Source organism: Salmonella sp. SJTUF15581 (genome assembly GCF_043356775.1).
In the GTDB taxonomy this organism is placed as follows: domain Bacteria; phylum Pseudomonadota; class Gammaproteobacteria; order Enterobacterales; family Enterobacteriaceae; genus Salmonella; species Salmonella enterica.
In genome coordinates this window covers 66217-81002 of the sequence record NZ_JBEUJY010000019.1, presented here as the reverse complement: position 1 = coordinate 81002, position 14786 = coordinate 66217, and the positions used below count along the sequence as shown (strand labels likewise).

General features: G+C 54.5%; 10 protein-coding genes and 1 rRNA gene (1 of these 11 running past the window's edge). 7 read left to right on the top strand and 4 right to left on the bottom strand.

What is annotated here, in order from left to right; genetic code table 11:
* Positions 1-31 (top strand): 5S ribosomal RNA (gene rrf, locus ABVN36_RS22405); it begins 95 nt to the left of the window's first position.
* 294 nt (positions 32-325) lie between these two features.
* On the opposite strand, the gene ABVN36_RS22400 is transcribed toward rrf, so the two are convergent.
* Positions 326-763, bottom strand: a complete 438-nt coding sequence (locus ABVN36_RS22400) for an acetyltransferase (RefSeq protein WP_000973248.1) — start codon at positions 761-763, stop codon at positions 326-328.
* 156 nt (positions 764-919) lie between these two features.
* On the opposite strand from ABVN36_RS22400, the gene metA reads away from it, so the two are divergent.
* From metA to aceK, 4 genes are all read left to right on the top strand, one after another.
* Positions 920-1849 carry a homoserine O-succinyltransferase gene (gene metA, locus ABVN36_RS22395; protein WP_001122767.1) on the top strand — a complete coding sequence of 310 codons (930 nt, stop codon included), beginning with the start codon at positions 920-922 and terminating at the stop codon, positions 1847-1849.
* A 268-nt stretch (positions 1850-2117) separates the two neighbouring features.
* Positions 2118-3719, top strand: coding sequence for a malate synthase A (gene aceB, locus ABVN36_RS22390; protein WP_001069371.1), 1602 nt, complete (start codon positions 2118-2120; stop codon positions 3717-3719).
* Positions 3720-3750: 31 nt separating this feature from the next.
* Complete coding sequence (gene aceA / locus ABVN36_RS22385; protein ID WP_000857882.1) at positions 3751-5055, top strand: isocitrate lyase; 1305 nt, start codon at positions 3751-3753, stop codon at positions 5053-5055.
* 101 nt (positions 5056-5156) lie between these two features.
* Positions 5157-6908, top strand: a complete 1752-nt coding sequence (gene aceK, locus ABVN36_RS22380) for a bifunctional isocitrate dehydrogenase kinase/phosphatase (protein WP_001137266.1) — start codon at positions 5157-5159, stop codon at positions 6906-6908.
* Here the strand turns inward: aceK and ABVN36_RS22375 are convergent.
* The gene (locus ABVN36_RS22375) at positions 6872-7279 is read right to left on the bottom strand and encodes an ASCH domain-containing protein (RefSeq protein ID WP_010989091.1); all 408 of its coding nucleotides are present in this window, start codon (positions 7277-7279) and stop codon (positions 6872-6874) included. The two genes, aceK and ABVN36_RS22375, sit on opposite strands and share 37 nt — an antisense overlap.
* Before the next feature lie 10 nt (positions 7280-7289).
* On the bottom strand, positions 7290-8114 hold the full coding sequence (gene iclR, locus ABVN36_RS22370; RefSeq protein WP_000226434.1) for a glyoxylate bypass operon transcriptional repressor IclR: 825 nt from the start codon (positions 8112-8114) through the stop codon (positions 7290-7292).
* 304 nt (positions 8115-8418) lie between these two features.
* Between iclR and metH the strand changes: the two genes are divergently transcribed.
* Positions 8419-12102: a methionine synthase gene (gene metH, locus ABVN36_RS22365; RefSeq protein ID WP_023138100.1), complete on the top strand. Its 3684-nt coding sequence runs from the start codon at positions 8419-8421 to the stop codon at positions 12100-12102.
* Positions 12103-12368: 266 nt separating this feature from the next.
* On the top strand, positions 12369-14000 hold the full coding sequence (locus ABVN36_RS22360; protein ID WP_000956811.1) for a Na/Pi cotransporter family protein: 1632 nt from the start codon (positions 12369-12371) through the stop codon (positions 13998-14000).
* A 75-nt stretch (positions 14001-14075) separates the two neighbouring features.
* Here the strand turns inward: ABVN36_RS22360 and pepE are convergent, their stop codons facing one another.
* Entirely contained in the window at positions 14076-14765 is a 690-nt protein-coding gene (pepE, locus tag ABVN36_RS22355) for a dipeptidase PepE (protein ID WP_000421776.1), read from the bottom strand.
* Between the last annotated feature and the right edge of the window lie 21 nt (positions 14766-14786).

Here is a 14786-nt window from a genome sequence, read left to right as displayed (position 1 = left end):
CTCCCCATGCGAGAGTAGGGAACTGCCAGGCATCAAATAAAACGAAGGGCCCTGTCGGAAGACAGGGCCTTTTGTTTTATCTGTGGTCTGTCGGTGAGCACTCGTTGCGCAGCAACGGCCCGTAGGGCGGCGGGCAGGACGCCCGCCATAAACTGCCAGGCATCAGACAAGTGAAGAAGCCCGTCCGTCTGGACGGGCTTCTTTGCGTGTGTGGTAACTGTAAAAATGTAGGCCTGATAAGCGCAGCGCCATCAGGCAACCGGCACCGGCGGATGGCGGCTCCGCCTTATCTGGCCTGCATGCACTTATCAGGCAGCGCCACTACTCACGGATAAATTAAATTCAACAATGGATACGGTTTCCCAAGATCGTCAACCTCCGAACGTCCCGTCACCTTAAATCCCATTTTCTTATAAAATCCAACAGCTTGTGTATTTTGCTCGTTAACATTGGTTGTCAACCCCGGCGCCAGTGTTAACGCATGTTCAACTAATCTCTTACCGATACCCTGACCACGCACGTCCGGATCGACAAACAGCGCATCCATATGTTCACCGGTAAGCAGCATAAATCCTACCGGCTCATCCTGATCGGTCACGGCAACCCATAGTGGCGCTTCTGGCAGAAAATCGCTCACCAGTTCTTCCAGTTCGGCCCGATAAGCGTTTGACAGAAAATCGTGCGTAGCATCGACTGAGCGACGCCAGATCGCAATCAGTTTTTCCCCTTCCTCATGCCTTGAACGACGAATGTTAATCATCATCTTCACTCCTTTTTTGCTTACTTCTATTCTAATGCAAATGCTGTCGTGAAACTTTCTCACCTTGAACTTGCAGACTCGACATTCGCCTGATTTCTGAGTATCTTCAGCTATCTGGATGTCTAAACGTTTAAACGTATGTCGTGAGGTTATCAGGTTATGCCGATTCGCGTGCTGGACGAGCTACCCGCCGTCAATTTTTTACGTGAGGAGAATGTCTTCGTCATGACGACTTCTCGCGCATCAGGTCAGGAAATTCGCCCGCTAAAGGTACTTATCCTTAACCTGATGCCGAAGAAGATTGAAACGGAAAATCAGTTTCTGCGCTTGCTATCGAACTCGCCATTGCAGGTCGATATTCAACTGCTGCGGATAGATGCCCGCGAGTCGAGGAACACGCCAGCCGAGCATCTGAACAACTTTTACTGTAACTTCGACGATATCTGCGATCAGAACTTTGATGGGCTTATCGTGACCGGAGCGCCGCTGGGTCTGGTGGAGTTTAATGACGTGGCTTACTGGCCGCAGATTAGGCAGGTGCTGGAATGGGCGAAAGATCACGTTACTTCGACGCTATTTGTCTGTTGGGCCGTCCAGGCTGCACTCAATATTCTGTATGGTATCCCTAAGCAGACCCGTACAGATAAACTTTCCGGCGTCTATGAACATCACATCCTTCATCCTCATGCTCTGTTGACGCGTGGTTTTGATGATTCGTTTCTGGCGCCACACTCACGCTATGCCGATTTCCCGGCGGCGCTGATACGGGATTATACGGATCTTGAAATTCTGGCCGAAACAGAAGAAGGGGATGCGTACCTGTTTGCCAGCAAAGATAAACGTATTGCGTTTGTCACCGGTCATCCTGAATATGACGCTCATACGTTAGCGGGTGAATATTTTCGTGACGTTGAGGCCGGGTTAAATCCGGAGGTCCCGTACAACTATTTCCCAAAAAACGATCCGCAAAACATACCGCGTGCAACCTGGCGCAGCCACGGTAATTTACTGTTTACTAACTGGCTCAACTATTATGTCTACCAGATTACGCCATATGATCTGCGTCACATGAATCCAACCCTGGATTAATCTTCTGCTTCTGACGATCCTAAAGCGTTTCAGCATGTTGAATCAGGCACCTTCGGGTGCCTTTTTTATTTCCGAAACGCACCTCATCATGTAATTAAATTTAATTTATATTGTTATCAATAGGTTAATGCATAATTAAATTAAAAATGGAAATTGTTTTTGATTTTGAAATTTAATTGAGTAGTCTTAGTTGTGTTGAACGAAAAGCGCACAGTGATCCTTCGTTCGCATTGGGGATGTATCTGGATCAACAACGAGGAGCTGCATGATGAATCCACAGGCAACCACAACTGATGAATTAACCTTTACCAGGCCGCAAGGCGAGCTGGAAAAGCAAGTCCTGACCGCTGAGGCAGTCGAGTTTTTGACGGAGTTAGTTACCCGTTTTACGCCAAAACGCAATAAACTCTTGGCTGCACGTATCCAGCAACAGCAGGATATTGATAACGGTAAGTTGCCTGATTTTATTTCGGAAACCACTTCCATTAGAGAAAGTAATTGGCAGATTCGTGGTATTCCGGCGGATTTACAGGATCGCCGAGTAGAAATTACCGGGCCGGTTGAACGTAAAATGGTGATTAATGCCCTGAACGCAAATGTGAAAGTGTTTATGGCGGATTTTGAAGACTCGCTGGCGCCGGACTGGAATAAAGTTATTGATGGTCAAATCAACCTGCGTGATGCGGTGAACGGCACCATTAGCTATACCAACGAAGCCGGAAAAATCTATCAGCTCAAGCCCGATCCGGCCGTATTGATTTGTCGTGTACGTGGTCTACATCTGCCAGAAAAACATGTTACCTGGCGGGGGGAAGCCATTCCCGGCAGCCTGTTTGATTTTGCTCTGTACTTTTTCCACAACTATAAAGCGCTGCTCGCTAAAGGTAGCGGCCCGTATTTTTACCTGCCGAAAACGCAAGCCTGGCAGGAGGCAGCCTGGTGGAGCGAAGTCTTCAGCTACGCCGAAGACCGCTTTAACCTGCCGCGCGGTACGATCAAAGCGACCCTGTTGATTGAAACGCTGCCTGCTGTTTTCCAGATGGATGAGATTCTTCATGCGTTGCGTGATCATATCGTCGGTCTCAACTGTGGTCGCTGGGATTATATTTTCAGCTATATCAAAACGTTGAAAAATCACCCGGATCGCGTCTTGCCGGACAGGCAGGTGGTAACGATGGACAAACCGTTTCTGAGCGCCTACTCGCGCCTGCTGATCAAAACCTGTCACAAGCGCGGCGCGTTCGCGATGGGCGGTATGGCGGCGTTTATCCCGAGCAAAGACGTTGAACGCAACAATCAGGTCCTTGCCAAAGTGAAAGCGGATAAAGCGCTGGAAGCGAACAACGGCCACGACGGCACGTGGATTGCGCATCCTGGGTTGGCGGATACCGCAATGGCCGTCTTTAACGAGGTACTGGGCGAGCACAAAAATCAGCTGTTCATTACCCGTGATGAAGATGCGCCGATTACCGCTGAACAGTTACTGGAGCCATGTGAAGGCGAACGCACAGAAGCGGGAATGCGCGCCAATATTCGCGTGGCAGTGCAGTACATTGAAGCGTGGATCTCCGGCAATGGCTGTGTACCGATTTACGGTCTGATGGAGGATGCCGCGACGGCGGAAATCTCACGAACCTCTATCTGGCAGTGGATTCACCATGAGAAAACACTGAGCAATGGAAAACCCGTAACGAAAGCGCTTTTCCGCGAAATGTTGGCGGAAGAGATGCGGGTAATCCAGGACGAACTGGGCGAGCACCGCTACAGCAGCGGGCGCTTCGACGATGCCGCACGTCTGATGGAGCAAATCACCACCTCAGATGACTTAATCGACTTCCTCACCCTGCCGGGCTATCGCTTACTGGCTTAATTCACCACATAACAATATGGAGCATCTGCACATGAAAACCCGTACTCAACAAATCGAAGAATTACAGAAAGAGTGGACACAACCGCGCTGGGAAGGCATCACCCGCCCGTACAGCGCGGAGGAGGTGGTGAAATTACGCGGCTCGGTTAACCCGGAATGCACGCTGGCGCAGCTCGGCGCCGCGAAAATGTGGCGGCTGTTGCACGGTGAAGCGAAAAAAGGCTATATCAACAGCCTTGGCGCGCTGACCGGCGGTCAGGCGTTGCAGCAGGCGAAAGCTGGTATTGAGGCGATTTATCTTTCAGGCTGGCAGGTGGCGGCAGATGCCAACCTGGCATCCAGCATGTATCCGGATCAATCGTTGTACCCGGCAAACTCTGTTCCGGCGGTAGTGGATCGGATCAACAACACTTTCCGTCGTGCAGATCAGATCCAGTGGGCATCCGGTATTGAACCCAACGATCCGCGCTATGTGGATTACTTCCTGCCGATCGTTGCTGATGCGGAAGCCGGTTTTGGCGGCGTTCTGAATGCCTTCGAACTGATGAAATCGATGATTGAAGCCGGTGCAGCGGCCGTTCACTTCGAAGATCAGCTGGCGTCGGTGAAGAAATGCGGCCATATGGGCGGCAAGGTGCTGGTCCCCACGCAGGAGGCGATTCAGAAACTGGTTGCTGCGCGTCTGGCCGCTGATGTGATGGGCGTCCCGACGCTGGTGATTGCGCGTACCGATGCGGATGCGGCAGATCTGATCACCTCCGACTGCGATCCCTATGACAGCGGTTTTATTACCGGCGAACGCACCAGCGAAGGTTTTTACCGCACCCATGCGGGCATTGAGCAGGCGATCAGCCGCGGTCTGGCGTATGCCCCGTATGCCGATCTGGTATGGTGCGAAACCTCTACGCCGGATCTCGAACTGGCGCGTCGTTTTGCCGATGCTATCCACGCGAAGTATCCGGGCAAACTGCTGGCCTATAACTGTTCGCCATCCTTCAACTGGCAGAAGAATCTGGACGACAAGACCATTGCCAGCTTCCAGCAGCAGTTGTCGGACATGGGTTACAAATACCAGTTTATTACCCTGGCGGGCATCCACAGCATGTGGTTCAACATGTTCGACCTGGCGCATGCATACGCGCAGGGCGAGGGCATGAAGCACTATGTTGAGAAGGTTCAACAACCCGAGTTCGCCGCGGCGAAAGATGGCTACACCTTTGTTTCCCACCAGCAGGAAGTGGGCACTGGTTACTTCGACAAAGTCACCACCATTATTCAGGGCGGCGCGTCATCCGTTACCGCGTTAACGGGTTCCACCGAAGAATCGCAGTTTTGATTGATGCCCGGTGGCGCTGCGCTTACCGGGCCTACAGATAGCGTAGGCCGGATAAGCGAACGCGCCATCCGGCATGACGTGGTGCCGGATGAGGGAAAAAAATGCCGCGTGGCCTGGAATTACTGATTGCTCAAACCATCCTGCAAGGCTTTGACGCGCAGTATGGTCGATTTCTGGAAGTGACTTCCGGCGCGCAGCAGCGTTTTGAACAGGCCGACTGGCACGCCGTCCAGCAGGCGATGAAAAGCCGTATCCACCTCTATGATCATCATGTGGGTCTGGTGGTGGAGCAACTGCGCTGTATTACCGATGGCAAAAGTACCGACGCGGATTTCCTTTTACGCGTTAAAGAGCATTACACCCGGCTGTTGCCGGATTACCCGCGCTTCGAGATTGCGGAGAGCTTTTTCAACTCCGTTTATTGCCGGTTATTTGACCACCGCTCGTTAACACCCGAGCGGTTGTTTATTTTCAGTTCGCAACCGGAGCGTCGCTTCCGTACTATCCCGCGCCCGCTGGCCAAAGACTTCTTTCCCGATCACGGTTGGGAGCCGCTGTTGATGCGCATACTCAGTGACTTACCGCTGCGTCTGCCCTGGCAGAATAAAAGCCGGGATATCCGCTATATTATCGCGCACCTGACTGAAACACTGGGCGAGGACGCGCTACCTCGCTGCCATGTCCAGGTGGCGAATGAGTTGTTTTACCGTAATAAAGCGGCCTGGCTGGTAGGTAAATTAACCACACCTGACGGTACGCTGCCGTTTTTATTGCCGATTCATCGTACTGATGAGGGGGAACTGTTTGTCGATACCTGCCTGACCACCACGGCAGAAGCGAGCATTGTGTTTGGTTTTGCCCGCTCTTATTTTATGGTGTATGCGCCGCTGCCTGCCGCGCTGGTTGAGTGGTTGCGTGAAATCCTGCCGGGTAAAACCACTGCCGAACTGTATATGGCGATTGGCTGCCAGAAACATGCGAAAACCGAAAGCTACCGCGAATATTTATGTTATCTGGCTGAAAGCGATGAGAAATTCATTGAGGCGCCTGGTATCCGCGGCATGGTGATGCTGGTGTTTACCCTGCCAGGTTTCGACCGGGTATTTAAAATCATTAAAGACAAATTCGCCCCGCAGAAAGAGATGTCTGCCGCCCATGTGCGTGCCTGTTATCAACTGGTAAAAGAGCATGATCGCGTCGGTCGTATGGCGGATACCCAGGAGTTTGAGAATTTCGTACTGGATAAACGGCAAATCGATCCGGCGCTGATGGCGCTGTTACGACAAGAAGCGCCAGAGAAGATTACCGATCTTGGGGAACATATCGTCATTCGCCATCTCTATATTGAACGTCGCATGGTGCCACTCAATATCTGGCTGGAACAGGTAGAAGGCCAGCAGTTGCGCGATGCGATAGAAGAATATGGTAATGCGATTCGCCAGCTTGCCGCCGCTAATATTTTCCCCGGCGATATGTTGTTTAAAAACTTTGGCGTTACCCGTCATGGTCGCGTGGTGTTCTACGACTACGATGAAATTTGCTACATGACGGAAGTGAATTTCCGCGATATTCCGCCAGCGCGTTATCCAGAAGACGAACTGGCCAGCGAACCCTGGTATAGCGTCTCGCCGGGTGATGTTTTCCCGGAGGAGTTTCGTCACTGGCTGTGTGCCGATCCGCGTATCGGGCCATTGTTTGAAGAGATGCATGCCGACCTGTTTCGCGCCGATTACTGGCGCGCGCTACAGACGCGTATTAAAGAAGGGCATGTAGAAGATGTGTATGCCTATCGACGTAGACAGCGCTTTAGCGTGCGTTACGGCGCGATCTCGAGTACGGCGAACTCTTCGTAAACCAGTTCCATCTCCGGCGACCAATTACCCTCGCGCTCAAAAAAGGCCCGGTGTGCCGCTTGCCAGTACGCCAGGCTAAGATCGCCTTCGCCTTCCAGTGCGGCGAGATCGGCGCTCATCTCGTTAAAACGGATCAGCCTGAGCGCCAGCGTGCGTATGACGCACACGGCGTCGCCTGTGCCGTTGAGCACAATGTGATATGACCCGGGCGTGACAGGGGGCTGCTCTTTCTGATAGCTAACCAGCGAGCTACAGGTGCCACGCTTTTTACCGGCGACCACTAGCGCCGCCAGCTCGTCGGCCAGCGCCGGCGAATCACCGAAAGACCAACAGAAGGCCTGTGGGTACTTCTCCTGCCAGTATAATTTCAGGCTGCTCATTTCAGCGAGTTCCACCATAGGCCAGCGTCACCTCTTTCGCCGCTTTAATCACCATGGCGCCAAGTTCGGTGACGCGATCGTCGGTAATGCGTGAGCAGGGGCCGGAAATAGAGAGGGCCGCAAACGGTTCGCGGTGTTCGTCATAAATACACGAGGCCACGCAGCGCAGACCGAGCGCATGTTCTTCGTCGTCAAAGGAATAGCCGCGCTTGCGTGTTTGGGCGAGGTCATCTTTCAGATGCAGCGGCGACACCAGCGTCGCATGGGTATAAGCGTGCAACCCCTTGCGGTGCAGCAGACTGGTAACCTGTTCCTCACTGAGCTGTGATAAAAACGCCTTGCCCGCGCCAGAGGCGTGCATGGGCAGCTTGCCGCCAATAGGGGCGGACATGCGCATCAATTGTGTGCACTGCACCTGGTCGATAATAATAGCCTGATGGTCGCTCTGATCGAGTACGGCAAGGTTTACCGTTTCGCCGGAGTCCTCCATCAGCTTGCGCAAAATCGGATGGACAATCGCCAGCAGATTACGGCTCTGTAAGAAGCTGCTACCGACGATAAACGCGTGTGCGCCTACGGCCCAGTGGCCCAGCTCACCAACCTGGCGGACAAAACCCTGTTGCTGCATGGTGGTGAGTAGACGGTGAGTCGTGGAATTAGGCAAACCCGCCTGTTGCGCCAGTTCGGTCAGCGCGACGCTGCCGTTGGACTCGGCAATCCACTCCAGTAGCTTCAGACCGCGAGTTAAAGACTGAACCTGCCCGGTTACGGGTGCAGTGGTAGCGGCAGGTTTTCTCCCGCGTTTCGCGGGAACAGGGGCAACCATGGCAGACTCCTTTTTCTGTATCGTGGAAATCATTTTCGTTTTATTCAATTATAATGCAAGAGTTCCTGAACTGATCGGATGAGTGACATCACAGGATGCCCGATGGCGCTGCGCTTATCAGGCCTACGCTTTGGGAGCCGCCAAAGTAATTTGTAGGCTGGATAAGGCGCTTGCGCCGCCATCCGGCAAAGCGACAGAAGTGGGTGGCAAGCTGAACATGTCTCATGTTGCCCGTTGTTCTCTTTTCCGCCAGCACGCTTTGTGCCAGTATGGCTCGTTACGTGGAGCGTTGTCGGGAGCGAGTGTGAGCAGCAAAGTTGAACAACTGCGTGCGCAGTTAAATGAACGTATTCTGGTGCTGGACGGCGGTATGGGCACCATGATCCAGAGCTATCGTCTACATGAAGAAGATTTCCGCGGGGAGCGCTTTGCCGACTGGCCCTGCGACCTGAAAGGCAACAATGACCTGCTGGTACTCAGCAAGCCGGAGGTGATCGCCGCTATCCACAACGCCTACTTTGAGGCTGGCGCGGATATCATCGAAACCAACACCTTTAACTCGACAACCATTGCGATGGCGGATTACCGGATGGAATCCCTGTCGGCGGAAATTAACTATGCGGCGGCCAAACTGGCTCGCGCCTGCGCCGATGAATGGACGGCGCGAACACCAGAAAAACCACGCTTTGTTGCGGGTGTGCTCGGCCCAACCAACCGCACGGCCTCCATTTCGCCGGACGTCAACGACCCGGCGTTTCGTAATATCACCTTCGATCAGCTGGTGGCGGCCTACCGTGAATCCACTAAAGCGCTGGTGGAAGGTGGCGCAGATCTGATTCTGATTGAGACCGTCTTTGACACCCTGAATGCGAAAGCGGCGGTGTTTGCGGTGAAAGAAGAGTTTGAAGCGCTGGGCGTTGATCTGCCGATCATGATTTCCGGCACCATCACCGACGCCTCTGGCCGTACGCTTTCCGGCCAGACGACCGAAGCCTTTTATAACTCGCTGCGCCACGCCGAGGCGCTCACTTTTGGCCTTAACTGCGCGCTGGGACCAGATGAACTGCGCCAGTACGTCCAGGAACTGTCGCGGATTGCCGAATGCTACGTCACCGCGCACCCGAACGCCGGCCTGCCGAACGCTTTCGGCGAGTACGACCTCGACGCCGACACCATGGCGAAACAGATTCGCGAATGGGCGGAAGCGGGCTTCCTGAATATCGTTGGCGGCTGCTGCGGCACTACGCCGGAGCATATTGCGGCGATGAGCCGCGCCGTTGCCGGTTTGCCGCCGCGCCAGCTGCCGGATATCCCGGTGGCCTGCCGCCTTTCCGGCCTGGAGCCGCTGAACATTGGTGACGATAGCCTGTTTGTGAACGTCGGCGAACGTACTAACGTCACCGGCTCGGCCAAATTTAAGCGCCTGATCAAAGAAGAGAAATACAGCGAAGCGCTGGATGTCGCCCGTCAGCAGGTAGAAAGCGGCGCGCAGATTATTGATATCAATATGGATGAGGGGATGCTCGACGCCGAAGCGGCGATGGTGCGTTTCCTCAGCCTGATTGCCGGTGAGCCGGATATTGCCCGTGTACCAATCATGATCGACTCCTCCAAATGGGAGGTTATCGAAAAAGGGCTGAAGTGCATTCAGGGTAAAGGCATCGTCAACTCTATTTCGATGAAAGAGGGCGTGGAAGCCTTTATTCATCATGCGAAGTTGCTACGTCGCTATGGCGCGGCAGTGGTGGTGATGGCTTTTGATGAGCAGGGGCAGGCCGACACCCGCGAGCGTAAAATCGAAATTTGCCGTCGAGCCTACAAAATTCTCACCGAAGAGGTGGGTTTCCCGCCGGAAGACATCATCTTCGACCCGAATATCTTCGCCGTGGCGACCGGTATTGAAGAGCACAACAACTACGCGCAGGACTTTATCGGCGCTTGTGAAGACATCAAACGCGAGCTGCCGCACGCGCTGATCTCCGGCGGCGTGTCTAACGTGTCCTTCTCGTTCCGCGGCAACGACCCGGTACGTGAAGCTATCCACGCGGTATTCCTCTACTACGCCATCCGCAACGGCATGGACATGGGCATCGTCAACGCCGGGCAACTGGCGATTTATGACGACCTGCCTGCCGAACTGCGCGATGCAGTTGAAGATGTCATTCTTAACCGTCGCGATGACGGCACCGAGCGTTTGCTGGATTTGGCGGAGAAATACCGCGGCAGCAAAACCGACGAAGCTGCCAACGCCCAGCAGGCGGAATGGCGTAGCTGGGACGTGAAAAAGCGTCTCGAATACTCGCTGGTGAAAGGCATTACCGAGTTTATCGAACAGGATACCGAAGAAGCCCGCCAGCAGGCCGCCCGCCCGATTGAGGTGATCGAAGGCCCGCTGATGGATGGCATGAACGTGGTCGGCGACCTGTTCGGCGAAGGGAAAATGTTCCTGCCGCAGGTGGTGAAATCCGCCCGCGTGATGAAACAAGCGGTGGCCTACCTGGAGCCGTTTATTGAAGCCAGCAAAGAAAAAGGCTCCAGCAACGGCAAGATGGTGATTGCCACCGTGAAGGGCGATGTGCACGACATTGGCAAGAACATCGTTGGCGTGGTGCTGCAATGCAACAACTACGAAATCGTCGATCTTGGCGTGATGGTGCCAGCGGAGAAAATCCTCAGAACGGCGCGTGAAGTGAATGCCGATCTGATCGGTCTTTCCGGGCTTATCACCCCGTCGCTGGACGAGATGGTCAACGTGGCGAAAGAGATGGAGCGACAGGGCTTTACTATCCCGCTACTGATCGGCGGCGCAACCACTTCGAAAGCGCATACGGCGGTGAAAATCGAGCAGAACTACAGCGGTCCGACGGTCTACGTGCAGAATGCTTCGCGTACCGTGGGCGTGGTGGCGGCGCTACTCTCCGACAACCAGCGCGATGACTTTGTCGCCCGTACCCGCAAAGAGTACGAAACCGTGCGTATTCAGCACGCCCGCAAAAAACCGCGTACGCCGCCGGTCACGCTGGAAGCGGCGCGCGATAACGATCTGGCATTCGATTGGGAACGCTACACCCCGCCGGTAGCCCACCGTCTGGGCGTGCAGGAGGTGGAAGCCAGCATCGAAACTCTGCGCAACTACATCGACTGGACGCCGTTCTTTATGACCTGGTCGCTGGCCGGCAAATACCCGCGCATTCTGGAAGATGAGGTGGTGGGCGTTGAGGCGCAGCGTCTGTTTAAAGACGCCAATGATATGCTGGATAAACTGAGCGCGGAGAAGCTGTTGAATCCGCGTGGCGTGGTGGGCCTGTTCCCGGCGAACCGCATCGGCGATGACATCGAAATCTATCGCGATGAAACCCGTACTCATGTTCTGACGGTCAGCCACCACCTGCGCCAGCAGACCGAGAAAGTCGGTTTTGCCAACTACTGTCTGGCGGATTTTGTCGCGCCGAAACTGAGCGGCAAAGCGGATTACATCGGTGCTTTCGCGGTGACCGGCGGTCTTGAAGAAGACGCGCTGGCGGACGCCTTCGAAGCGCAACACGACGACTATAACAAGATCATGGTGAAAGCGATTGCCGACCGTCTGGCGGAAGCGTTTGCCGAGTATCTGCATGAGCGTGTACGTAAGGTTTACTGGGGATATGCGCCGAACGAGAGCCTGAGTAACGACGAATTAATCCGCGAAAACTACCAGGGGATTCGCCCGGCGCCGGGTTATCCTGCCTGCCCGGAACATACCGAAAAAGGCACTATCTGGCAGCTACTGGATGTCGAAAAACACACCGGGATGAAGCTCACCGAATCTTTCGCCATGTGGCCTGGCGCGTCGGTCTCCGGCTGGTACTTCAGCCATCCTGAGAGCAAATACTTCGCGGTAGCGCAGATCCAACGCGATCAGGTGACAGATTATGCTTTCCGTAAAGGAATGAGCGTTGAGGACGTTGAGCGGTGGCTGGCGCCGAACCTGGGTTACGATGCGGACTGATTCATAAAATCGTCACTTTTCCTTACAACATACAAGGCACTCATTGGGTGCCTTGTCTCTTTCTTACAATTAAACCCTTATACTGAAGGAAGGCTCTACGCTGAATTTGCCGGATGGCGGCGTAAACGCCTTATCCAGCATACCGTATTACGTATGGTAAGCCCGGTGGCGTGCAACGCCAGCAGGCCTTAACGCTGTGCGCCATCAGGCAATTTATCGCAAGTGAGCTTCAGGAAAACGTATAACGATAAGGAGAACCTGACGCCGTGTTAACTTTGCTCCATCTACTTTCTGCCGTTGCGCTGTTGGTATGGGGAACACATATCGTTCGTACTGGCGTAATGCGCGTGTTTGGCGCGCGTCTACGTACTGTCCTCAGCCGCAGCGTGGAAAAGAAACCGCTCGCCTTTTGTGCGGGTATCGGTGTTACCGCGCTGGTACAAAGCAGTAACGCCACCACTTTATTGGTAACGTCGTTTGTCGCCCAGGATCTTGTCGCCCTGACGCCAGCTCTGGTGATTGTGCTGGGCGCTGATGTGGGTACTGCGCTAATGGCGCGTATTCTCACCTTTGACTTGTCGTGGCTGTCGCCGCTGCTGATTTTTATCGGCGTGATTTTCTTTTTGGGACGTAAGCAGTCCCGCGCCGGGCAGCTGGGTCGCGTCGGTATCGGGCTTGGCCTGATTCTACTGGCGCTGGAGCTGATTGTGCAGGCAGTGACGCCGATCACTCAGGCTAATGGCGTGCAGGTCATTTTCGCGTCGCTGACGGGCGACATTATGCTGGATGCGCTGATTGGCGCGATGTTCGCTATTATCAGTTATTCCAGCCTGGCGGCGGTGTTGCTGACGGCGACCCTGACGGCGGCGGGGATTATATCGTTCCCGGTGGCGTTGTGCCTGGTCATCGGCGCCAATCTGGGATCGGGGCTGCTGGCGATGCTCAATAACAGCGCCGCCAATGCTGCCGCGCGTCGCGTAGCGCTCGGCAGCCTATTGTTCAAATTGATCGGCAGCCTGGTCATCCTGCCGTTTGTCCATCCGCTGGCGAATCTGATGGATGAGCTATCGCTACCGAAGTCAGAGCTGGTGATCTATTTCCACGTTTTCTATAACCTGGTGCGCTGCCTGGCGATGGTGCCATTTGCCGAGCTGATGGCGCGTTTTTGTAAACGAATTATTCGTGATGAGCCTGAACTGGATACCCATCTGAAGCCGAAACATCTGGATGTCAGCGCGCTGGATACGCCAACGCTGGCGCTGGCTAATGCTGCCCGTGAGGTGTTGCGCATTGGCGATGCGATGGAACAGATGATGGAAGGGCTAAAAAAGGTCATGCACGGCGAGCCGCGTGAAGAGAAAGCGCTGCGCAAGCTGGCGGATGACGTTAACGTGCTCTACACCGCGATTAAGCTTTATCTGGCGCGAATGCCAAAAGACGAGCTGGCGGCGGAGGAGTCCCGCCGGTGGGCGGAGATTATTGAGATGGCCCTGAACCTCGAACAGGCGTCGGATATTATCGAGCGAATGGGCAGTGAGATTGCCGACAAGTCGCTGGCGGCGCGTCGGGCATTTTCAGAAGAAGGATTGAAAGAGCTGGATGCGCTTTACGATCAACTGCTCAGTAATCTGCAACTGGCGATGTCGGTCTTTTTCTCCGGCGATGTCACCAGCGCCCGTCGGTTGCGCCGCAGTAAACATCGCTTCCGTATACTTAATCGCCGATACTCACATGCGCATGTCGACCGCCTGCACCAGCAGAACGTGCAAAGCATTGAAACCAGCTCGCTCCATTTAGGGCTGCTGGGCGATATGAAGCGTCTTAACTCACTGTTCTGTTCGGTCGCCTATAGCGTACTGGAACAGCCGGATCAGGACGAGGAACGCGGCGAGTATTAAGTGAAATGCCGGATGGCGGGGCCTACGGAGAACATGCGCGTAGGCCCGCCATTCGGCATTCAATGTGGCCTGGGATTAAAAGCGATGACCCGCTTCCAGCGCCACGGCCTCTTCGCCTGCTTTAAACACCCAGGTGGTATTCGGGCCACCGAGAACCGCCTGGCCGTTGCTCACCTGAATCCAGTTACCTTCCGGCAAACCAATCACTGTCAGTTCCGGCGCGACCACCAGCAGTTCGCGAATACGCTGCTCGCGGGTCTCGCCCTTATGACCTTCCGGCAAGGCGTTAGTGAAGTGAGGATTAATTTGCAGCGGGAACAGATCCAGCGCGTCGAAACCGTTTGGATCGACGATCGGCATATCGTTGGTCGTGCGGATAGTCGGGCAGGCAAGGTTGGCGCCCGCGCTCCAGCCGATATACAGCGCGCCGCGTTTTACCCTGTCCGCCATCGGCGCCAGCAGCCCGCGTTCACGCGATTCTTTCAGTAGCTGAAAGGTATTTCCGCCGCCGACAATAATGATTTCCGCTTTCTCAATCGCTGCAAGCGGATCGGCGACACGATGAATCCCTGTGACGTTTATCCCTAATGGCGCAAGTACCTCTGCGGTTTTATCCGTGTACTCGTCCCATGTTTGCGTGACGCCGGCAAACGGAATAAACACGGCTGAACGTCGACCGTTCAATTGATTCGCTATCAGCGGCAGAGCGTGTTCCAGCCAGGCTTTACCCGGCAGCGTCGAGTTACTTAATAAAAGCAGTTCCATTACTTCTCCACCTCATCAGGA